Raw genomic sequence first — 20,962 nt, forward strand, 5'->3', positions numbered from 1 at the left:
CCGAATGGACGGCGTATCACCGCGAAGGTGCGCCGCAGCTGTACCCGGAGCACCTGCGCGACGAAATCGACACCGTCGCCAAGCGCGTCTACACCGAGGTAAACAACGGCGTCTACCGCTGTGGGTTCTCGGGGTCACAGGAGTCGTACGACGCCGCCTACGACCGGCTGTTCACCGCGCTCGATTGGTTGACCGAAAGGCTCAGCAGCCAAAGGTATCTGGTGGGCGACACCATCACCGAGGCCGACGTGCGGCTGTTCACCACACTGGCCCGGTTCGACCCGGTCTATCACGGGCACTTCAAGTGCAACCGGTCCAAGCTCACCGAGATGCCGGTGTTGTGGGCGTACGCCCGGGACCTGTTCCAGACGCCCGGCTTCGGCGACACCGTCGACTTCGTGCAGATCAAGCAGCACTACTACATCGTGCACGCCGACATCAATCCGACGCAGATCGTGCCCAAGGGCCCCGACTTGGCCAACTGGCTGACGCCGCACGGCCGCGAAGCGTTGGGCGGCAGGCCTTTTGGTGACGGGACACCGCCCGGCCCGGTCCGCGACGGCGAGCAGGTGCCGGCCGGCCACGGGGCGGTGTAGGCCTGGCGAGCTACGGCCAGACGGTCCGCACCGACCATTCGGCGTGGGGCAGCGGGAACTCGTTGCCGTCGGAATCCCTTGCCAGAGTGGGCAGTTGGACGGCGAGCCCGAGCACCTTGCCGTGATGCGGGTCGACGGTCGGGATGGTCACGGCCAGCCGCTGGTTCGGCCGGAACTCGCTGACCGTGGAACCGCCGTCCTCGTACGCGAGCAGCAGCACCCACGGCGCCCGGGCGACCGGCTGCGGCACCGACAACTGAATGGGGTGCCGCGCCGTCACGTGCAGTTCGCCCGTTGTGGCGGGGACGTCGCACGCCTTCAGGTGGACGTCGCAGTAGCGGTACGGCCCGACGCGGGCCAGCTGGCCGTCCGTGAAGGCGCTGATCTCGGGAAAGTTGGGGCCCTGGTGCCGCGTCAGCCGCCAGACCAGGACACCCGTGGCCGTCGCCGACAGCACCGCGACCACGGCCAGCAGCGCGAGAACTCGTTTCATATCCATCCTTGGCGCGCCCCGGGCATTGCCGCGGGATCGGGCCGTGGTCCTTCCTGCTCGGCTAGTACGGGCCGGTTGCCGCCGAAGCCCGGGATGAGTGAGCCACCGTTGTAGCTCACCAGGGTCTGGGCCAACCCGGGGATCAGCAGGGCGCTGACCGCGGTGAACCCGACCCAGAGGTCGGTATAGATCAGCACACCGACGGCACCGCCGACCACCCAGGCCAACTGCAGCACCGACTCGGACCGGCCGAAGGCCGACGCCCGGGACGCCTCGGGCAGGTCATGCTGCAGCGAGGCGTCGAGCGATGCCTTGGAGATCGCGGTGGCGGCCGAGGTGATGAGTGCGGCGGCCGCGGCCACCATCAGGTTGCCGGCCACCGCGGCGGCGATGGCCGAGGCGGTGACGATGACCGTCGCGCGCACCACCACCTGGGCGGGGTGCCCCAGTTTGAGCCGGGCGCTGGCGATGTTGCCGGCGAAGTTCCCGATACCCGCGGCGGCGCCGATGAACCCGAGGATCTTGAGCTGCTCCCACGCGCCGGCGTCATGCGATTTGGCGACGAACGCGGGGTACAGGAACAGGAAGCCGACGAGCACCTTGATGGTGCAGTTGCCCCACAGCGACGTGATGATGTTGCGGCCCAACGGCTGTCGCGGGGACTTGTCGTGATGCGGATGCCGCAGCTGCTCGGTCGGCGCGTGGTACGACAGCGTCGCCGGCACCTCACCCTCGGTGACCTCGACCCACTTCGGGATCCGCATGGTCAGGACGGCACCCGCGACGGCGACGACGGCGACGACGTACAGCGCGCCCGGCAGGTGTATCAGGCCGAAGGTGTACTCGAACGCCGCGGCGAGACCGCCGCCCAGGCCGGTACCGCCCAGCAACCCGAACATGGTGAGCCGGGAATTGACCCGGACGAGGTCGATCGTCGGGGGCAGCACCCGCGGCGTCACGGCGCTGCGCAGCACGCTGAACGACTTCGACAGCACCATCATGCCCAGCGCACACGGGTACAGCACCCAGGGCGGATAGCTGCCCGTCGCGCCGTCGTAGTTGCCGATCAGTACCAGCGCGAGCACGACGCGCAGCGCGAAAGACACGGCGAGCGCGACCCGCCGGCCATGCTGCACGCGGTCCAGCGCCGGCCCGATCAGCGGGGCGATCACCGCGAACGGCGCGATGGTGATGAGCAGGTAGAGCGCCACCTTGCTCTTGGACTCGCCCGAGGCGGCCGCGAAGAACAGGGTGTTGGCCAGCGCGATGCCCATCGCCGCGTCGAGCGCGTTGTTGGCGACGACGGGCCAGGTCAGGGCCGTCAGGCCGGATTTGTCGGCGCCGTCGGCGGTCGCGGCCCGATGCACCAGCCCGTATACCTTGGTGCCCATCTCCCGGCTGCGTTGGGCGGCGGCACGGGTGACGGTGATCTTCTCGCCGCCGGCGGGGCCGCGCCGCCGGTCGTCGTGATCGCGGCGCCGGTCATCGTAGTCGTCGTCGTATCCGCGGTCGTAGCCGTGACCGCCCGGGTGATCGTCGTCGAGCGGCGGCAGCCACCGGTTGTCGCTGTGCGCCGACGACCCGCGCGGCGGCTGCCGGCGGCGCGCCTGACCAGGATCGCTGGGGTAGTTGGCCATGCCCGGATGCTCTTCGTCAGGGCGGCGCGGTGGGCGCGGCGGGTAGTAGCGGGGATCTTCCGACCTCCCGGCGTCCCGCGGTCCACTCATGAGCACGATTGTTCCCCATGCTGCCGACGGCGGCGCGCAGGCAGGCGGTGTGGCCTTGTCCTGGGTGGTCAGGCAGTATTGATCACGATGGACATGCCCAATGACACCGAATCGGCAGCCGTGACGCCGGACGAGTCGACGCCGACCGAGGCGCCGGTCGAGGTGCCGACCCCTGAAGTCACCGCGGAATCCGCCGAAGCCGTCGACGCTCCCGCCGCGGCGCCGGAGTCCGCCGAGGTGCCCGAGACCGTCGACGAGCCGCAGCCGCAGGCCGCCGTCGACGAGGACCCGGCTGTCGAGACCGACGACGAGACCCCGGCCGAAGCGGCCGCTGACGACGCCCCCGCGGCCGAAGCAGTTGTCGAAGAAGAAGCCGAACTACCCGACCTGACCCCGATCCTGATGGGCGCGGTCGATCAGGCCCGCGCCGCGATCGTCGAGTTCAGTGGCGAGGGCGTCGTCGGCGACTATCTGGGTGCCAGCTTCGACGACCCGGCGTCGGTGACCCATCGCTTCCTCGCTTCGATGGCCGGCTACCACGGCTGGCAGTGGGCCGTGGTGCTCGCGACCTACCCGGGCGCCGACCACACCACCGTCAGCGAAGTGGTCCTGGTGCCGGGACCGGATGCTCTGCTGGCCCCCGAATGGGTGCCGTGGCACGAGCGCGTCAAGCCGGGTGATCTGAGCCCGGGTGATCTGCTGGCGCCGCCGCCCAACGATCCTCGACTGGTGCCCGGCTATCTGGCATCCGGCGATCCCGAGTGGGACGAGGTGGCTGCCGAGGTCGGGTTCGGCCGCAAGCAGGTGCTCAGCGACTGGGGCCGGACCGATGCCGCGCAGCGCTGGCAGGACGGCGACTACGGCCCGAACGCCGCCATGGCCCGCGCCACCCGCCGGACCTGTCGCGGCTGCGGCTTCTACGTGCCGTTGTCCGGATCGCTCGGCCTGGTGTTCGGCGTCTGCGCCAACGAATTGTCCGCCGACGGACGCGTGGTGTCGGCGGAGTACGGCTGTGGCGCCCACTCGGACACGCCGCCGCCGGAGCCCATCGGCTCACCGGCCTTCGAGCCTTTCGACGACGGCGTGCTCGACGTCGGCTAAGCGCCTTCGGCTGCCGCCTTGATCCGGCTGAGCGAGGTATTCATGCCCTCGACCAGCTCCACTTCGAAGTTGGGCACGCCGCCCATGAAGCGGTTGATCAGTGTGCTCGAAATGGGCTTGACGGCTTCGGCATGCCGGCTCACGGTCAGCTTGGTGCCGGTGCCCGCGGGCTCGAGGTCGTAGGTCCACTGGGTGTTGTTGGTGTTGACCCGGAACGACAGCTTCTTCTGCGGGTCGACCGCGGTGATGGTCGAGGTCGTCGGCCAGAAGAGCGCGCCCCGACGGTTGAGGTTGACGGTCTTGGTACCGACCTTGACGGCGCCGACAGCCTTCATCACCCGACACTGCGGGCTCCACTTGGGCATGTTGTCGAGATCGGAGATCAAAGCCCAGACCTTGGCCACCGGCGCGTTGATGGTGATGTCTGCCTGCAGCAGAGGTGTTTCTCCAGCCATCGGACTCTCCCTTGTCGAGATGTGAATGTCAGCGCAGGCCGCGTTGAGCACCTCGTGCGCCGCGCCGGGCCGCGCTGCGTTGCCACAGAAATATAGAGGTCCCCAGTACGCCGACACCGAGGCCCGCGACGGTCACCGGCCGCCAGCCGTGCAGGGCCGCGACGGTGAAGGCCAGCACCACCGCCACCAGCCAGCCGGCCGCGATCACCACGATCACCGGAACCGGGTCGAGGAGACGGTCGGGAAGAGCCGGCGGAACGGGTTCCGCCGGATGTTCGTGCGCGGGCGTGGCCATCTCCTCTAACGCTAGTCGATCGATCGGTACGCTATCTGCTCGTGACGGACGCCGATGACCGCTTGGCCAATGACCTGTCGCTGGCCGTCGTGCGGCTGGCGCGGCAGTTGCGATTCCGTCGTCCCGATTCCCCGGTGTCCCTGACACAGTTGTCGGCCCTGGCCACGCTCGCGAAGGACGGCCCGATGACGCCGGGCGCACTGGCCACCCGGGAGCGCGTGCGGCCGCCGTCGATGACGCGCGTCATCGCCTCGCTGGTCGAACTCGGGCTGGTCGAACGCAGTTCGCATCCCGACGATCGGCGTCAGGTGCTGGTCGCGGTGTCCCCGGCCGGTGAGGAACTGTTCGAGGCCGAGCGCCGGGCCGGCATGGAATGGCTGCAAGGCCGGCTCGAGAAGCTGTCCGGCCAGGACCGCGGCATCCTGCTGGCCGCCGCTGACCTGATGTTCGCGATCATCGACGAAGCCCAGTGAGCGCTGCCGCAGAACTCGACGCGATGGACGACGTCATCGTTGTCGACGTCACCGATCCCGCCGATCCGCGGCTCGACGATTTCCGCGACCTCAACAGCGTGGACCGCCGGCCCGACCTGCCGTCGGGCAAGGGGCTGGTGATCGCCGAGGGCGTGTTGGTGGCGCAGCGCATGCTGGCGTCGCGGTTCAGCCCGCGGGCGTTCCTCGGCACCGATCGCCGGCTCCGCGAACTGTCAGGCGACCTGGCCGGCTGCGGCGTGCCCTACTACCGCGCCAGCGCCGAGGTGATGGCCGAGGTCGTCGGCTTCCACCTCAACCGCGGCGTACTCGCCGCCGCGCCCCGGCCCGTCGAACTGACGGTGCCCGACGTGCTGCGGGATGCCCGGACCGTCGCGGTCCTCGAGGGCGTCAACGACCACGAGAACCTGGGCTCGATCTTCCGCAACGCCGCCGGCCTCGACGTCGACGCGGTGGTGTTCGGCGCCGGCTGCGCCGACCCGTTGTACCGCCGCGCGGTCCGGGTGTCGATGGGCCATGCCCTGCTGGTGCCCTACGCCCGCGCGGAGTCCTGGCCCGGTGATCTGAAATTGATGCAGGACAACGGCTTTCACCTGATCGCCATGACGCCGGGGGAGGGCTCCGTGCCGCTGGCCGATGCCCTGGCGCCGCTGGCCGGCGAGAAGGTCGGGGTGCTCGTCGGGGCGGAAGGCCCGGGGCTGACCGAACACACCATGCGGGCCTGCGAGGTGCGGGCGCGCATCCCGATGTCGCGGGGCACCGATTCGCTGAATGTCGCCACGGCCGCCGCGCTGGCGTTCTACGAGCGCGCCCGAACGGCGGGCTAGATTGGCTCAGATGACGACACCGTCGCAGACGCCGTGGGGCACCGGACTGACGGTGTCGGCGTTCGTCGCTGCCGTGACGGCCGCCGCCATCATCGTCCTGTCCCTGGGGCTGCTGCGGGTGCATCCGCTGCTCGCGGTCGGTTTGAACGCCGTCGCGGTCGGTGGCCTGGCCCCGACGGTGTGGGCCTGGCGCGTGCGCCCGGTGTGGCGCTGGTTCGTCTGGGGCGCCGGTGCCGGTGTGGCGCTGGGTTGGATCGCGACGCTCGCGATCGCCCTGGGCCGTTAGCCCCGCCCCGCCGTTGACTCTGTAACTACGGCGCAGAAGTGCGAGTAGGGGAGACCCTCAGTGCAGGGTCAACGCAACAAGATCAGCGCTGGCCGTTGGCCCGCACGCCGAGCAGGACGTCTTCCCACGCCGGAATCTCGGGCTTCTTCTTGCGCGGACGCGCGGCGGGAGCGGCCGGCTCGGGTGTCTCGACGACGGCTGCCGGCTCCGGCGCCGGGATGGGCTCGGGTGCCGGCGGGGCCACCGGCGCGGCGGGCACCGGGGGAGCGGCCGGGGGCGGCGTCATGACGACGACGGCGGCGGGCGCGGGCTCCGGAGCAGGCGCGGGTTCCGGCTGCCGTGCGGGCATCGGGATCTCGGCGACCGATTCCTCGAAATGCAGCTGTGCGAGCGGCGCGACCGACCGCAGGGCCGGGCGGGTGTAGTTCGGGTCGATCAGCTCGGTCGCGGCGTCGTCGAACGCCGTGGTGGTGCCGCCGTGGGCGCCGGGGCTGAACCGGAAGTGTGCGACGTTGTCGGAACGCCCGGCCTTCCAGCCGAACTGCACGGTCCAGCGGCTGTCCTCGTTGCGCCAGGCGTCCCACTTGGTGGCTTCGGGGTCGAGGCCGCGGGAGATCAGGGCTCCGGTCACCGTCTCGAGCAGGGTCAGCACCGACGGGCCGTCGGGCAGGATCGGGTGCGACGCGCTGGCGAGCTCGGCGGCGCGGGAGCGCTCCAGCAGCACCGGGTGGGCGAAGCGCATGATGCGCTCCGGGCTCACGCCCGCGGCCGCGGCGAGCTGCTCGACGGAGGCGCCGGCCCGGATGCGGGACTGGATGTCACGGGGGCGCAGGGAGTTGGGCACCTCGACCTCGACTTCGATCTCCGTCTGATTCATGGCGGCCCGGTCGCCGCGGACGGCGGCCTTCAGTCGAGTGTCGACGCGCACCACGAACTTCTCGGCGGTGGCCGAACCGTTGGGGGCTTCGCAGATGATGCGCTTGCCGTCGGCGTCGAGTCCGACGACCTTGAGTTCCCTCATTGGTGACCTCCTAGGACGCGGCTTAACGGCTCACCCTAGCGCGTTATCGACTCGTAACCGTGCTGACACACCGAGGCGCGCAGCCCCTTCATGGACTGCGCGCCTCGGTTACGTGTCAGGTGGTGCTCAGAGGCGTTCCACAACCCAGTCGACGCACGCCGTGAGGGCGCTGATGTCGTCGGGGTCGACGGCCGGGAACATGGCCACGCGCAGCTGGTTGCGGCCCAGCTTGCGGTACGGCTCGGTGTCGACGATCCCGTTGGCGCGCAACACCTTCGCGACCGCGGCGGCGTCGACGTCGTCGTTGAAGTCGATGGTGCCGACGACCTGCGACCGCAGCGCTGGGTCGGCGACGAACGGCGTGGTGAACGGACGCGACTCGGCCCACGTGTACAGGCGCTGCGACGAGTCGGCGGTGCGCTTCACGGCCCAGTCCAGACCGCCGTTGCCGTTGAGCCAATCCAGTTGCTCGGCGAGCAGGATCAGCGTCGCGATCGCCGGGGTGTTGTAGGTCTGGTTCTTGAGGCTGTTCTCGACCGCGATGGGCAGCGACAGGAAGTCGGGCACCCAGCGGTCGGTGGCGGCGATCTGCTCGACGCGGGCCAGCGCGGCGGGGCTCATCACGGCGATCCAGAGGCCACCGTCGGAGGCGAAGTTCTTCTGCGGCGCGAAGTAGTAGGCGTCGGTGTCGGCGATGTTGACCGGCAGGCCGCCGGCGGCCGAGGTGGCGTCGATCGCGACGAGAGCATCACCGGCGGGACGCTGGATCGGCACCGCGACACCCGTCGAGGTCTCGTTGTGGGCCCACGCCACGACGTCGACATCGGGGTCCGACTGCACGGCGGGCGCGCTGCCGGCGTCGGCCTTGATGATGATCGGGTCGCCGACGAACGGGTTCTTGGCGACGCACGACGCGAACTTGCTGCTGAACTCGCCGTAGGTGAGGTGCAGCGAGCGCTTGTCGATCAGGCCGAACGCGGCGGCGTCCCAGAACGCGGTCGAGCCGCCGTTGCCGAGGATGACCTCGTAGCCCTCGGGAGTGGAGAACAGTTGCTTGACGCCGTCGCGCACGCGCCCGACCAGGTTCTTGACCGGGGCCTGGCGGTGCGAGGTGCCGAACAGGTCGCCGGCGGCGGCCAGCGCGGTCAGCTGCTCGGGGCGAACCTTGGACGGGCCGCAGCCGAAGCGTCCGTCGGCGGGCTTGATGTCGGCGGGGATGGTGAGCTCAGCCATGACCCTCAGCGTAGTTGCAGGTCGACGGCCGGTGACGTGGGGATCCGGCTGCTCGCCCGGCTACTCCGCATGCAAGTGTGATGACGGTCACAATAGGTGTCCAGATGTGTGACGGCGGGCACTAGTTTTTAGGTGGTACCTCCGGTACCGTTCGACACAAGACAGCCGATTGTAAAGCTGACAGAAAAGCCTTGGGAGGCTCGAAATGGCTCGTACCCGGATGATCCGTCGTTGGCGCCGGAACATGGACGTGCTGGATGACACTGTCTACGTGGAGAAGCTTGCCACGCTGTCCGAGGGGTCGGTGCGGCGCAACTTCAATCCGTACCAGGACATCGCCTGGGACTCTCCCGAGTTTGCGGTCGTGCCCAACGACCCGCGCTGGATCCTCCCGGACACCGACCCGCTCGGTGGCCACCCGTGGTACCAGTCGCAGTCGCAGGAACGCCAGATCGAGATCGGCATGTGGCGCCAGGCCAACGTCGCCAAGGTCGGCCTGCACTTCGAGAACATCCTCATCCGCGGCCTGATGGAGTACGCGTTCTGGGTTCCCAACGGGTCGCCGGAGTTCCGCTACTGCACCCACGAGGCCATCGAAGAGGGCAACCACACCCTGATGTTCCAGGAGATGGTCAACCACATGGGGGTCGACGTCCCGGGCATGCCCAAGCTGCTCAAGTGGATTCAGCCGCTCATCCCGCTGGCTGCCGGCCCGGCGCCCATCCCGTTCTTCTTCGGTGTCCTCGCCGGCGAGGAGCCCATCGACCACACCCAGAAGAACATCCTGCGTGAGGGCACCGAGCTGCACCCGATCATGGAGCGGGTCATGGCCATCCACGTGGCCGAGGAGGCCCGGCATATCTCGTTCGCGCATGAGTACCTGCACAAGCGCGTGCCGGAGCTGACCCGCTGGAAGAAGTTCTGGCTGTCGCTGTTCGTCCCGGTCACCATGCGCATCCTGTGCTCGGCGATCGTCGTGCCGCCGCGCGCCTTCTGGAAGAAGTTCGACATCCCGAAGTCGGTCCGCAGCGAGCTGTTCTTCGACGCTCCGGAGTCGCGCATGTTCCTGCGCAACATGTTCTCCGACGTCCGCATGCTGTCGTACGACACCGGCCTGATGAACCCGCTGGCCAAGCTCATGTGGAAGATCTGCAAGATCGACGGCCCGCCGAGCCGGTACCGCAGCGAGCCGCAGCGTCAGCACGTCGTGGTCGCCGCCTGAGCATTTAGATAACTCATGCCGCACGTCATTACCCAGTCGTGCTGTAGCGATGGTTCATGCGTCTTCGCATGCCCGGTGAACTGCATTCACCCGTCCCCGGACGAGCCGGGTTTCGCTACCGCCGAAATGCTGTTCATCGATCCCGCCGCCTGCGTGGACTGTGGTGCCTGCATCACGGCCTGCCCGGTCGGCGCGATCAAGCCGGACACCAAGCTGACCGAAGCGCAGCTGCCGTTCATCGAGCTCAACGCGTCCTTCTACCCGAAGTACGAGGGCAAGCTGCCGCCGACGTCCAAGCTGGCGCCGGTGCCCGACGCCCCGGCGGTCGACCAGCGGCCGCACGGCCCGCTGCGCGTCGCGATCGTCGGCTCCGGGCCGGCCGCCATGTACGCCGCTGACGAGTTGCTGACCCAGCGCGGGGTCCGGGTCAACATCTTCGAGAAGCTGCCGACGCCGTACGGGCTGGTGCGCGCCGGGGTCGCCCCCGACCACCAGAGCACCAAGGGTGTGACGCGCTTGTTCGACCAGATCACGAAGCGCCGCGGGCTCGACTTCTTCCTCAACGTCGAGGTGGGTCGGGACGTCACGCACGCCGAGCTGCTGGAGCACCACCACGCCGTGCTGTACGCGGTTGGTGCGCCGAACGACAAGCGCCTCGACATCGAGGGCATGGAGCTGCCCGGAACCGGAACCGCCACCGAGGTGGTGGCCTGGTACAACGGGCACCCCGAGTTCTCGCATCTGCCGGTCGACCTGGGGCACGAGCGAGCGGTGATCATCGGAAACGGCAACGTCGCGTTCGACGTCGCCCGCATCCTGACCACCGATCCGGATGTGTTGGCGCGCACCGACATTTCCGACCATGCGCTGGCCGCACTGCGCGACTCGAAGGTGCGCGAGGTGGTCATCGTGGCCCGGCGTGGGCCCATCCACTCGGCGTTCACGCTGCCGGAGCTCATCGGCCTGACGTCGACGTGCGACGTGGTGCTCGACGCCGCGGACCACGAGCTGGTTCGTCGGGGTCTGGAAGCCGAGACGGACGCACTGACGCGTCACAAGCTCGAGATCCTCACCAAGCTGCCCGAGAATTCGGAACCGGCGCGTTTGCAGAATTCGAAGCCGCGGATCCGGCTGGCCTACGAGCTGACTCCGGCCCGCGTGCTCGGCTCGGACAAGGTCACCGGCATCGAGTTCACCGTCACCGGCACCGACGAGGTCCGTCAGCTCGACGCCGGCCTGGTGTTGACGTCGATCGGCTACCACGGCAAGGCAATTCGTGGTCTGCCGTTCGACGATGCCGCCGGCGTGGTCCCCAACGACGAGGGCCGCGTCATCGATCCGGCCACCGGTGAACCCGTCCGCGGCAGCTACGTCGCGGGCTGGATCAAGCGTGGTCCGACGGGCTTCATCGGCACCAACAAGTCGTGCGCGGCACACACCGTCGACCGGCTGGTCGCCGACTACAACGCCAGCCGGCTTCGTGAGCCGACCGAGAAAAGCGGTGCGCTGCAACAGCTCATCCGCGACCGCCGGCCCGACGTCGTCGACATGGCGGGGTGGCGGGCCATCGACGCGGCCGAGATCGCGCGCGGCGGCGCCGACCGGCCGCGGGACAAGTTCATCGACGTGTCCGACATGCTGGCCGCTGCCGCGAGCGCGCCCAAGCCGACGCTGCGTCAGCGACTCCTCAGCGCGTTCTCCTGAGTGGTTTGTGCACGATTTTCCGCGGTCACCGCGGAAAATCGTGCACAAATCACTGGTCGCTAGCCCTGCTGGGCCGCCATCGCCTCGGCGATCTCCTCCGGGCTGACGACGCGCACGGTCTGCGCCAGCGACCAGTGGTGGCCGAACGGGTCCTCCACCTGGCTGTAGCGGTCACCCCAGAACATGTCCTGCGGGGCCATCAGTTCGCGTGCGCCGGCGTCGATGGCGCGCTGGTAGGCCGCGTCCACGTCGGGCACCTGCAGGTGGATGGTGACGGGCGTGCCGCCGAAGGCCGTCGGGGTCTGCGACTTGCCGCCACACATTTCCGGGAAGTCGTCGTTGAGGTAGACGTTCGACCCGTTGATGGTCAATGCGGCGTGCATGAGCTTGCCGTCGGGCCCGGGCACCCGGCCGAGCTCGGTGGCGCCAAAAGCCTTGACGTAGAAGTCGATTGCAGCGGCGCCGTCGCCGACGACGAGGTGCGGGGCGAGGAAGGTCTGGGACTCGGTCATCGTGTTCTCCTCAGAGCGGTACTGCGTGGATTGGGGTCATTCGTTATGACCATCTCCAACGCTACTTCTCATCGGTGACAAGAAAACGGGTCTGAAGTGTCAGCTGTGCGCGATGCTGTCCCAGCCGGCCACCGAGTCCGCTGGGCGCGGCTGCGGGCCGACATAGATGGCCGCGGGACGGACCAGCTTGCCCAGCCGCTTCTGCTCCAGGATGTGGGCGCACCAGCCCGCGGTGCGGCCGCAGGTGAACATGGCGGGCATCATCGCGCTGGGCACCTGGGCGAAGTCCAGGATTACGGCGGCCCAGAACTCGACGTTGGTCTCGATGGCCCGGTCGGGACGGCGCTCACGCAGCTCGGCGAGGGCGGCCTGCTCCAGCGCGGCGGCGGCCTCGAAGCGCGGTGCGTCCAGGCGCTTGGCCGTGGCGCGCAGCACGCGGGCGCGCGGGTCCTCGGCGCGGTACACCCGGTGCCCGAAGCCCATCAGCTTTTCCTTGCGGTCCAGGATGCCCTTGACCACGGCCCGGGCGTCGCCGGTGCGCTCGGTCTCCTCGATCATCGGCAGCACGCGGGCGGGGGCGCCGCCGTGCAGCGGGCCGCTCATGGCGCCGATCGCGCCCGACAGTGACGCGGGCACGTCGGCCCCGGTGGACGCGATGACGCGCGCGGTGAACGTGGACGCATTCATGCCGTGCTCGGCGGCACTGACCCAGTAGGCGTCGATGGCCTCGATGTGCCGCGGATCCGGCTCGCCCTGCCAGCGGGTCATGAAACGTGCTGTCACCGTGGGGCATTCGTCGACGATGCGCTGCGGCACCGCGGGCTGGTAGATGCCGCGGGCCGACTGCGCGACGAACGACAGCGCCGTCACCGACGTCAGCGCCAGCTGCTCGCGGGCGGTGTCATCGTCGATGTCGAGCAGCGGCTGGAAGCCCCACAGCGGGGCGAGGGTGGGCAGCGCGGCCTGGACGTCGACGCGGACGTCGCCCGAGTGCACGTGCAGCGGGAAGGGCTCGGCGGCCGGCAGGCCCCGGCCGAACTCACCGTCGACCAGCAGCGCCCAGACGTCACCGAAGGTGACGCGGTGGCTCACCAGATCCTCGATGTCGACGCCGCGGTAGCGCAGGGCGCCGCCGTCCTTGTCCGGTTCGGCGATCTCGGTCGTGAAGGCGACGACGCCTTCCAGGCCGGCGACGAAGTTCTCGGGGATCTGCGGCGTCGACACTGACGTTGCCTCTGTCATGCCGAAATTGTTCCACTAGCCCGTGGACCGATGGCTACCGGCCGGTAACAAACGGTCAGACGACGGAGAAACCGGCAGGTAGAGCGCCGCGTCCGGTGAGCGCGGGCAGCACTGCGGCGGCCTGACCGGTCAGCGCCGCGATCTGCGCCGCCAGCACGGTGGCGTCGCGCAGTGCCTCGTCGGGCAGCGTGAAATCGATGCCGGTGGCCCGCGTGATGTCGAGGCTGTGCACCGTCAGCTCGAACACCCGGGTCGGCAGGTAGTTGCTGAGCCGGATGCCCAGGCCGCCGATCACGGCGATCAGGGGGTCGCCCGCCGTGTCCAGGTCGGTCCGCACCTGGGCCAGCAGGTCGGCGACTGTGGCCGCGGGATCCGTCCCAAGATTGCGCCCGGCCTCCCGCCCGCGTTCGACGATGTCGGGGCTGCCGGCGGCGTAGGCGCGCATCAGCGCGTAGTAGTGCGCCGGTCCGGTCACATCCTCCCGGTCGGCGGGTGTGCGCAGGTAGGTGCTGACGGTGATCAGTGACCGTGAGGTGTGCCCGACCAGCGCCCGCAGGTCCCAGTCACCGAGTCCCGGACCGTCCCACGCCGTGGCCGGGATCTGTGCCACCAGGTCCGCGAAAGCTGTTGCCGCCGAGACGAATACTGAATGGTCCGGGGGTGCGTCGGGCGCCATGTCTGCATTGTGTCACCGCATGGGCGTACCGTCGCCGATCATGGCATCCGATCACGTGGAGCAGTCGGCAGATCATCTGGCCCGGATGCGGGTCGAATACGGCTCGACAGAGAAGGACGGCAGCGTCGACCTCGACGTCGACTGGCTGGACCGGGGCTGGCTGGCGTTGTTCCGCGACTGGATGTCCGACGCGGTGCAGGCCGGGGTCTCCGAACCCAACGCGATGGTGCTGGGCACCGTCGATGCGCAGGGCCACCCCGTCACCAGGTCGGTGCTGTGCAAATCGATCGAAGAGACGGGCATCTCCTTCTACACCAACTACGACTCCGACAAGGGCGAGCAGCTGGCGGCGGTGCCCTACGCGTCGGCGACGTTCCCCTGGTACCTGCTGGGCCGTCAGATCCACATCCGTGGTCCGGTGACGAAGGTCGACGCGGCGCACACCGCCGAGTACTGGTCGAAGCGGCCGCGTGGTTCGCAGCTGGGCGCGTGGGCGTCGCACCAGTCAAAATCGATTGCCTCGCGGGCGGCGCTGCTGGAACAGTTGCGTGACGTGACCGAGCGATTCGCCGACGTGCCGGAGGTGCCGGTGCCGCCGAACTGGGGCGGCTACCTCATCGCCCCGGAAGTGATCGAGTTCTGGCAGGGTCGAGAGAACCGCGTGCACAACAGAATTCGCATCACCGGCGACCGGATCGAACGGCTCCAGCCCTGAAAGGTCTGATCGCCGACACCACACCACTGCGCAACCCCGACTACCGCCGCCTGTGGGGGTCCAGCGTCGTCACGGTGATCGGCGCCAACCTGACGATCTTCGCGGTGCCCGTCCAGCTGTACGCGCTGACGCAGAACTCGGCGTACGTCGGCCTGGCGGGTGTGTTCAGCGTGGTGCCGCTCATCGTGTTCGGCCTGTGGGGCGGCGCGTGGGCCGACGCGATGGACCGCCGGCGGCTGCTGATCATCGCGTCCTGCGGACTGGCGGTCGCGTCGGTGCTGTTGTGGGTGCAGGCCGCCGCCGGGCTGAACAACGTCTGGCTGGTGCTGTGCCTGCTGTCGGTGCAGCAGGCGTTCTATGCGATCAACTCGCCGACCCGCTCGGCCGCCATCCCGCGGATGCTGCCGGCCGAGCAGCTGCCCGCTGCCAACTCGCTCAACATGACGGTGTTCCAGGCCGGCGCGATCATCGGCCCGCTGCTGGCCGGCGTCCTGCTGCGGTGGGTCGACCTGTCGACGCTGTATTTCATCGACGCCCTCACCACGATCGCGCCGATCTGGGCCACCTTCCGGCTCACCCCGATGCCACCCGAGCACTCGCCCGACGACGACACTTCACGCTGGGGCTTCGCGGCCGTGCTGGACGGTTTCCGCTACCTGTCGGGCAACCGCGTCGTCCTCATGTCGTTTGTGGTCGACCTCATCGCGATGATCCTCGGCATGCCGCGGGCGCTGTTCCCGCAGATGGCCCACGAGAACTTCGGCGGGCCGGTCGCCGGTGGGACGGCGATGGCGCTGCTGTCGGCGGCCATGGCCGTCGGCGCGGTTGCCGGTGGGGTGTTCTCGGGATGGCTGCCCCGGGTCCGCCGGCAGGGTCTGGCGGTGGTGGTCTCGATCGTGGTGTGGGGCGCGGCCATGGCCGGTTTCGGGCTGGCTGTCGGCCACGCCACCGGCCGGCCCGACGGCTTCCTCTGGATCGCCCTGGCGCTGCTGGCCGTGGGCGGCGCCGCGGACATGGTGTCGGCGGTGTTCCGGAGCACGATCCTGCAGGAAGCCGCCTCCGACGAGCTGCGGGGCCGTTTGCAGGGCGTCTTCACCGTGGTGGTCGCGGGCGGTCCGCGGATTGCTGACGCGGTGCACGGCGCGGCCGCCGCGGTGGTGGGGACCATGGTGGCCGCGACCGGTGGCGGCGTCCTGGTGGTGGTCGGCGTCATCATCTCGGTCGTGGTGGTGCCGGCGTTCGTGCGCTATTCGGTGGCTCGCAACTGATGCTTGACAGCGGGGTTATGGCGACCCGAGCAAGCACATAGTTCTCTTAACGACTACCGTCTAGTCCCGGACGTTTCACCTGCCGACACTGCAAGTCGACACCGCAAAAGGGGTTCAAGTGGCCGACACCTCCAGCTCTGACGACGTAGCCAACCTCCGGTATCCCGGGGGCGAGGTCGATCTCAAGATCGTGCGCGCCACCGAGGGATCGGACGGCATCGAGCTCGGCTCGCTGCTGTCCAAGACCGGCTACACCACGTACGACGGTGGTTTCGTCAATACCTCGGCCACCAAGAGCGCCATCACCTACATCGACGGTGACGCCGGCATCCTGCGCTACCGCGGGTACCCGATCGAGCAGCTCGCCGAGAAGTCGAACTTCATCGAGGTCAGCTACCTGCTGATCTACGGGGAGCTGCCGACGGCCGCCGAACTCGAGGCGTTCACCACCAAGATCCAGCGGCACACCCTGCTGCACGAGGACCTCAAGCGGTTCTTCGACGGCTTCCCGCGCAACGCGCACCCGATGCCGGTGCTGTCGTCGGCGGCCAACGCGCTGAGCGCCTACTACCAGGACTCGCTCGATCCGAAGGATCCCGAGCAGGTCGAGCTGTCGACCATCCGCCTGCTGGCCAAGCTGCCGACCATCGCGGCCTACGCCTACAAGAAGTCGGTCGGTCAGCCGTTCCTGTACCCGGACAACTCGCTGAACCTGGTCGAGAACTTCCTGCGCATGACGTTCGGCCTGCCGGCCGAGCCGTACCAGGTGGACCCGGAGCTGGTCCGCGCCCTGGACATGCTGTTCATCCTGCACGCCGACCACGAGCAGAACTGCTCGACGTCGACGGTGCGCCTGGTCGGCTCGTCGCAGGCCAACCTGTTCACCTCGATCTCCGGCGGCATCAACGCGCTGTGGGGCCCGCTGCACGGCGGCGCCAACCAGGCGGTGCTGGAGATGCTGGAGAAGATCCGCAGCGAGCACGGCGACGTCCGCGACTTCGTCAAGAAGGTCAAGAACCGCGAAGACGGCGTCAAGCTCATGGGCTTCGGCCACCGGGTCTACAAGAACTACGACCCGCGGGCGCGCATCGTCAAGGAGCAGGCCGACAAGATCCTCGGCAAGCTGGGCGGCGACGACGAGCTGCTGGACATCGCCAAGTCGCTGGAGGAGATCGCCCTCACCGACGACTTCTTCGTCGAGCGCAAGCTCTACCCGAACGTCGACTACTACACCGGCGTGATCTACCGGGCCATGGGCTTCCCGACCCGCATGTTCACCGTGCTGTTCGCGCTCGGCCGCCTGCCGGGCTGGATCGCGCACTGGCGCGAGATGAGCGCCGACCCGGGCACCAAGATCGGCCGCCCGCGCCAGATTTACACCGGCTACACCGAGCGGGACTACCCCAACCACTGAGTTTCACCGAGACGGCCCCTCGCGCACAGTGCGCGAGGGGCTTTCTCTTTTTCCCGCTCTTTTCCCGCGAGCTTGCCGCGTTCTCTTTTCCCGCGAGCTTGCCGGCTTTCACTTTTTCCGCGAGCGGCCGTGTTTGTACGGCAACACGCCGCCTTTTGCGCGCAGTTCGAGGCCGCTCGCGGGCGCCGAGCGTGCGCGTCCTGCCCATGTCGCCAATGTCACGCCGAAACTCCATTGCCTCGGCAACGGTTGTAGTTTCACAATGGTTGTGTGAATACAACTATCGACGCGCTCACCTCACGGCGCAAGACGATCATCCTGATCTCCTGCTGCCTGAGTCTGCTGATCGTGTCGATGGACTCCACCATCGTGAACGTCGCCATCCCGTCGATCCGCCGCGACCTCGGCGCGAGCGCCGCCCAGATGCAGTGGGTCGTCGACGTCTACACGCTGGTGCTGGCGTCGCTGCTGATGCTCTCCGGCGCCGCCGGTGACCGGTTCGGCCGGCGGCGGGTGTTCCAGATCGGCCTGACGATCTTCGCGTGCGGTTCACTGCTGTGCAGCCTCGCGCCGACCGCGGACGCGTTGATCGCCGCCCGCCTGGTACAGGGCATCGGCGGCTCGATGCTCAATCCTGTTGCCCTCTCGATCATTTCGCAGGTCTTCACCGACAGGGTGGAACGGGCCCGGGCACTCGGTTTCTGGGGCGCGGTCGTCGGCATCTCGATGGCGCTGGGCCCGACCGTCGGTGGCCTGCTGATCCACGCCGTCGGCTGGCGGTCGGTGTTCTGGATCAACCTGCCGATCTGTCTGGCCGCCATCGTGCTGACCGCGATCTTCGTCCCCGAGAGCAAGTCGGGCACCATGCGCGACGTCGACCCGATCGGCCAGGGGCTCGCGGTGGTGTTCCTCTTCAGCCTGGTCTTCACCCTCATCGAGGGGCCGGGGATGGGCTGGGGCCACCCCCGCACCGTGGCCATCGCGGTGCTGGCGGCAGTCGCCCTCGTCGGCTTTCTGCGCTACGAGCGCCGGCGCCACGACCCGTTCATCGATCTGCGCTTCTTCCGCAGCATCCCGTTCGCCGGCGCCACCGTCACGGCCGTGATGGCGCTGACCGGCTGGGGCGCGTTCCTGTTCATGATGTCGTTCTACCTGCAGAACGAGCGGCACTACTCGGCGATGCACACCGGCATCATCTACCTGCCCATCGCCATTGGTGCCCTGGTCTTTTCGCCGTTGTCGGGACGGATCGTCGGACGCTACGGTGCCCGGCCGTCACTGATGGTCGCCGGCGTCCTGATGGCCTCGGCGGCCCTCATGCTGACGACGCTGACCGCGACGACGCCCATGTGGCGAGTGGTCGTCATTTTCGCGGTATACGGCATAGGGTTCGCGATGATGAACGCGCCAGTGACCAACGCCGCGGTGAGCGGCATGCCGGTGGAGCGCGCCGGCGCCGCGGCGGCGGTGACGTCCACCAGCCGCCAGGTGGGCGTGAGTATCGGTGTGGCACTGTGCGGTTCGATCGCCGGCTCGGCCCTGGCCGGCAGCGGCGTCGACTTCGCCACGCAGGCCCGGCCGCTGTGGTGGATGTGCGTCGCGATCGGTGTCGCGGTCGCCGTCCTCGGCTTCTTCTCGACCTCGCCGCGTGCCCTGCGCTCCGCGGAGCGGCTGGCGCCACTGATCGAGGGATCGCGTGAGCCGGAGCCGGCCGGTGTCCACTGATCCGCTGGCCGACGAGGTCTGGCAGACCATGGCCGCCGTCGTGGTCGAGAACCGCGACAGCTGGAAACGCGCGGTGGTCGAGCAGACCGGACTGCCCTTCAGCCGGGCCCGGATTCTGCGCCGGCTGGATGCCAAGGCCATGACGGCCAAAGAGATCGCCGCCGCGACCGGCATGGACGCGCCGGCCACCACCGTCGCGATCAACGATCTCGAAGAGCGCGGACTGGTTGTGCGCCAACCGGATCCGGAGAACCGGCGCTGCAAACTGGTGTCGCTGACGGACGCCGGCGGCGCGGTGCTGCGCGGCATCGGCCAGATCGATGATCCGGCACCGCCGGTCTTTGCCACGTTGGACGCCGATGAGCTCGCCACGCTCCGTGACCTGCTGAGCCGGCTGCGCCGCCACTAGGGGTGCGGTTCCTGTCCACCCGCGGCAGGTGCCCGACTACGGTGGTCCCGTGGCAAACACGAAACCTGAGATCGAATTCCCGGACGGCCCGGCACCTGAGACGTTGGTGATCGAGGACGTCATCGTCGGCGACGGTGCCGAGGCGGTGCCCGGCGGCAACGTCACGGTCCACTATGTCGGCGTCGAGTACGACACCGGTGAGGAGTTCGACAGCTCCTGGAACCGGGGCGAGACCATCGAATTCCCCCTGCGCGGCCTGATCCAGGGCTGGCAGGACGGCATCCCCGGGATGCGCGTGGGCGGCCGGCGCAAGCTGACCATCCCGCCCGCCCAGGCCTACGGCCCCGCCGGTGGCGGGCATCGCCTGTCCGGCAAGACGCTGATCTTCGTCATCGACCTCGTCGGCGTGCGCTGACCCGGATCGACTTTTGTCGGGCTTAGGGCCCGATGGTTGTGGCGTGTCATGGCGGCAACGTGCCGTCCCACAGCCGTCGGGCCCTAGGCTCGAATTGTTTTCAGGAGGGTTTTGCATGCCGGACACAGCTGACGTCACCACCGAGCCGTCCGGCATTGTGCGTCGACTGGGCACGCGGGGCAAGGTGGCCGCGGTCGGTGTCGTGGTGGCCGTCGTCGCGGCCGTCGCCTGGTTGGTGTTCGGCAGCTCCGATGAGCACCGGGCCCCGAGTTCCATCGCGGCGTCCGCAGTCCCGACTCCGGCACAGCCCGCCGAGCTGACGTCAGCACCCTTCGCGTTGACCCGCGACGGCACCACCGTCACCCTGACGGGCAGCGTCGCCAACACCCGGTCGAAGTCCGAACTGGCCGCCGCGGTGAAGGCGCAGTGGCTCAGCGCCACCCTCGACGACAAGACGACGGTCGTGGACGGCGCCGGGACCCCGGACATGTCGGTCATCGGCAACGTCCTGTCCGCCGCTGACTCGATCCCGGATTTCGGGCTGTCCATCGACGGCGCCACCATCACGCTCATGGGAACGGCCCCCAACCTCGGCGTTGCCTCCGAGGTGCAGAACGCCGCGGCCCTCTCGTTCCCGGGTGCCAAGCTGTCCAACAACATTCAGATTCCCGCGCCGGGTGGTCCGGTGGCACCGCCCGCATCGGAGCTGTCGTCGGCGCCCGGTCCCGCGCCGGCACCCGCTCCGACCGGTGGTCCCTGCGCGAAGGTGCAATCCGAAGTCACGGACCTGCTGCGCACCCCGATCAGTTTCGTCACCGGCGGCTCTCAGATGACGGGGGAGTCACGCCGGGTGCTGAGCCAGATCGCGGACAAGATCAAGGGCTGCCCCAACGGTGCGGTCACCGTGGTGGGCTACACCGACAACCAGGGCAGTGACGCGGTCAACCTCAAGCTGAGCGACACCCGCGCCAAAGCCGTTGCCGCCGCACTGGTTTCGAATGGTGTGCTGGCCGCGAAGGTGACGGCCCGTGGCGCCGGCTCCGCCGACCCTGTCGCCGACAACAGCACCGAGGAAGGCCGGGCCAAGAACCGCCGGGTCGAGATCACCGTCGGCTGAGAGGCCGGGCGGTTGAGT

Annotated in this window: 23 protein-coding genes; 14 read left to right on the forward strand and 9 right to left on the reverse strand. The window is 68.8% G+C overall.

The genetic code is table 11. From position 1 onward, the window contains the following. A partial coding sequence (locus ACJH6H_RS22745; protein WP_406775858.1) for a glutathione S-transferase C-terminal domain-containing protein occupies positions 1 to 596 on the forward strand: 596 nt, incomplete at its 5' end. 10 nt (positions 597 to 606) lie between these two features. Here the strand turns inward: ACJH6H_RS22745 and ACJH6H_RS22750 are convergent. After that, positions 607 to 1,089: a DUF2771 domain-containing protein gene (locus ACJH6H_RS22750; protein ID WP_212813206.1), complete on the reverse strand. Its 483-nt coding sequence runs from the start codon at positions 1,087 to 1,089 to the stop codon at positions 607 to 609. Continuing rightward, the gene (locus ACJH6H_RS22755; RefSeq protein WP_406775880.1) at positions 1,086 to 2,726 is read right to left on the reverse strand and encodes an MFS transporter; all 1,641 of its coding nucleotides are present in this window, start codon (positions 2,724 to 2,726) and stop codon (positions 1,086 to 1,088) included. The genes ACJH6H_RS22750 and ACJH6H_RS22755 overlap by 4 nt, the downstream gene beginning before the upstream one ends. Before the next feature lie 492 nt (positions 2,727 to 3,218). On the opposite strand from ACJH6H_RS22755, the gene ACJH6H_RS22760 reads away from it, so the two are divergent. Next, positions 3,219 to 3,917, forward strand: coding sequence for a DUF3027 domain-containing protein (locus tag ACJH6H_RS22760; protein ID WP_406775881.1), 699 nt, complete (start codon positions 3,219 to 3,221; stop codon positions 3,915 to 3,917). On the opposite strand, the gene ACJH6H_RS22765 is transcribed toward ACJH6H_RS22760, so the two are convergent. Together ACJH6H_RS22765 and ACJH6H_RS22770 are read right to left on the reverse strand one after the other, a co-directional pair. Continuing rightward, entirely contained in the window at positions 3,914 to 4,372 is a 459-nt protein-coding gene (locus tag ACJH6H_RS22765; protein ID WP_346414775.1) for an SRPBCC family protein, read from the reverse strand. The genes ACJH6H_RS22760 and ACJH6H_RS22765 overlap by 4 nt on opposite strands. A gap of 28 nt (positions 4,373 to 4,400) precedes the next feature. Then, positions 4,401 to 4,667 carry a DUF2530 domain-containing protein gene (locus tag ACJH6H_RS22770; RefSeq protein ID WP_212813198.1) on the reverse strand — a complete coding sequence of 89 codons (267 nt, stop codon included), beginning with the start codon at positions 4,665 to 4,667 and terminating at the stop codon, positions 4,401 to 4,403. A gap of 41 nt (positions 4,668 to 4,708) precedes the next feature. Between ACJH6H_RS22770 and ACJH6H_RS22775 the strand changes: the two genes are divergently transcribed. The 3 genes from ACJH6H_RS22775 to ACJH6H_RS22785 are packed head-to-tail and all read left to right on the forward strand — an operon-like array spanning position 4,709 to position 6,271. Continuing rightward, positions 4,709 to 5,140 (forward strand): MarR family winged helix-turn-helix transcriptional regulator, encoded by a 432-nt coding sequence (locus tag ACJH6H_RS22775; RefSeq protein ID WP_212813196.1) that lies wholly within the window; start codon positions 4,709 to 4,711, stop codon positions 5,138 to 5,140. A gap of 23 nt (positions 5,141 to 5,163) precedes the next feature. Next, positions 5,164 to 5,985, forward strand: coding sequence for an RNA methyltransferase (locus tag ACJH6H_RS22780; RefSeq protein WP_318986797.1), 822 nt, complete (start codon positions 5,164 to 5,166; stop codon positions 5,983 to 5,985). A 10-nt stretch (positions 5,986 to 5,995) separates the two neighbouring features. Then, a complete protein-coding gene (locus tag ACJH6H_RS22785) occupies positions 5,996 to 6,271 on the forward strand; it encodes a DUF2537 domain-containing protein (protein ID WP_212813194.1) in 276 nt (91 codons plus the stop codon). Between the two features lie 82 nt (positions 6,272 to 6,353). Here ACJH6H_RS22785 and sepH read toward each other — a convergent pair whose 3' ends face one another. Next, a complete protein-coding gene (gene sepH / locus ACJH6H_RS22790; protein WP_406775859.1) occupies positions 6,354 to 7,292 on the reverse strand; it encodes a septation protein SepH in 939 nt (312 codons plus the stop codon). Positions 7,293 to 7,418: 126 nt separating this feature from the next. Next, positions 7,419 to 8,525 (reverse strand): phosphoserine transaminase, encoded by a 1,107-nt coding sequence (gene serC / locus ACJH6H_RS22795; RefSeq protein WP_406775860.1) that lies wholly within the window; start codon positions 8,523 to 8,525, stop codon positions 7,419 to 7,421. Positions 8,526 to 8,730: 205 nt separating this feature from the next. On the opposite strand from serC, the gene ACJH6H_RS22800 reads away from it, so the two are divergent. Beyond that, positions 8,731 to 9,747, forward strand: a complete 1,017-nt coding sequence (locus tag ACJH6H_RS22800; RefSeq protein ID WP_029120319.1) for a diiron oxygenase — start codon at positions 8,731 to 8,733, stop codon at positions 9,745 to 9,747. Positions 9,748 to 9,762: 15 nt separating this feature from the next. Next, the gene (locus tag ACJH6H_RS22805) at positions 9,763 to 11,451 is read left to right on the forward strand and encodes an FAD-dependent oxidoreductase (protein ID WP_406775861.1); all 1,689 of its coding nucleotides are present in this window, start codon (positions 9,763 to 9,765) and stop codon (positions 11,449 to 11,451) included. Between the two features lie 59 nt (positions 11,452 to 11,510). Here ACJH6H_RS22805 and ACJH6H_RS22810 read toward each other — a convergent pair whose 3' ends face one another. From ACJH6H_RS22810 to ACJH6H_RS22820, 3 genes are all read right to left on the reverse strand, one after another. Continuing rightward, positions 11,511 to 11,963 carry a VOC family protein gene (locus ACJH6H_RS22810; RefSeq protein WP_020098902.1) on the reverse strand — a complete coding sequence of 151 codons (453 nt, stop codon included), beginning with the start codon at positions 11,961 to 11,963 and terminating at the stop codon, positions 11,511 to 11,513. 99 nt (positions 11,964 to 12,062) lie between these two features. Beyond that, on the reverse strand, positions 12,063 to 13,205 hold the full coding sequence (locus ACJH6H_RS22815; RefSeq protein WP_406775862.1) for a citrate synthase 2: 1,143 nt from the start codon (positions 13,203 to 13,205) through the stop codon (positions 12,063 to 12,065). A gap of 55 nt (positions 13,206 to 13,260) precedes the next feature. Beyond that, entirely contained in the window at positions 13,261 to 13,881 is a 621-nt protein-coding gene (locus tag ACJH6H_RS22820; protein ID WP_406775863.1) for a maleylpyruvate isomerase N-terminal domain-containing protein, read from the reverse strand. A gap of 40 nt (positions 13,882 to 13,921) precedes the next feature. Here ACJH6H_RS22820 and pdxH point away from each other — a divergent pair, with 40 nt between their 5' ends. From pdxH to ACJH6H_RS22855, 7 genes are all read left to right on the forward strand, one after another. After that, positions 13,922 to 14,596 (forward strand): pyridoxamine 5'-phosphate oxidase, encoded by a 675-nt coding sequence (pdxH, locus tag ACJH6H_RS22825; RefSeq protein WP_406775864.1) that lies wholly within the window; start codon positions 13,922 to 13,924, stop codon positions 14,594 to 14,596. Further along, on the forward strand, positions 14,593 to 15,864 hold the full coding sequence (locus ACJH6H_RS22830) for an MFS transporter (protein ID WP_406775882.1): 1,272 nt from the start codon (positions 14,593 to 14,595) through the stop codon (positions 15,862 to 15,864). The genes pdxH and ACJH6H_RS22830 overlap by 4 nt, the downstream gene beginning before the upstream one ends. 118 nt (positions 15,865 to 15,982) lie before the next feature. Continuing rightward, positions 15,983 to 17,278 (forward strand): citrate synthase, encoded by a 1,296-nt coding sequence (locus ACJH6H_RS22835; protein ID WP_226520639.1) that lies wholly within the window; start codon positions 15,983 to 15,985, stop codon positions 17,276 to 17,278. A 270-nt stretch (positions 17,279 to 17,548) separates the two neighbouring features. Further along, the gene (locus ACJH6H_RS22840) at positions 17,549 to 19,003 is read left to right on the forward strand and encodes an MFS transporter (RefSeq protein ID WP_226520640.1); all 1,455 of its coding nucleotides are present in this window, start codon (positions 17,549 to 17,551) and stop codon (positions 19,001 to 19,003) included. Further along, complete coding sequence (locus ACJH6H_RS22845) at positions 18,993 to 19,412, forward strand: MarR family winged helix-turn-helix transcriptional regulator (RefSeq protein ID WP_053856484.1); 420 nt, start codon at positions 18,993 to 18,995, stop codon at positions 19,410 to 19,412. Before ACJH6H_RS22840 ends, ACJH6H_RS22845 begins: the two co-directional genes overlap by 11 nt. Positions 19,413 to 19,461: 49 nt before the next feature. Further along, the gene (locus ACJH6H_RS22850) at positions 19,462 to 19,827 is read left to right on the forward strand and encodes an FKBP-type peptidyl-prolyl cis-trans isomerase (RefSeq protein ID WP_036419981.1); all 366 of its coding nucleotides are present in this window, start codon (positions 19,462 to 19,464) and stop codon (positions 19,825 to 19,827) included. 115 nt (positions 19,828 to 19,942) lie between these two features. Beyond that, a complete protein-coding gene (locus ACJH6H_RS22855; protein WP_083612544.1) occupies positions 19,943 to 20,944 on the forward strand; it encodes an OmpA family protein in 1,002 nt (333 codons plus the stop codon). Positions 20,945 to 20,962 lie beyond the last annotated feature (18 nt).

Source organism: Mycobacterium sp. SMC-21, from assembly GCF_045310825.1.
Classification (GTDB): domain Bacteria; phylum Actinomycetota; class Actinomycetes; order Mycobacteriales; family Mycobacteriaceae; genus Mycobacterium.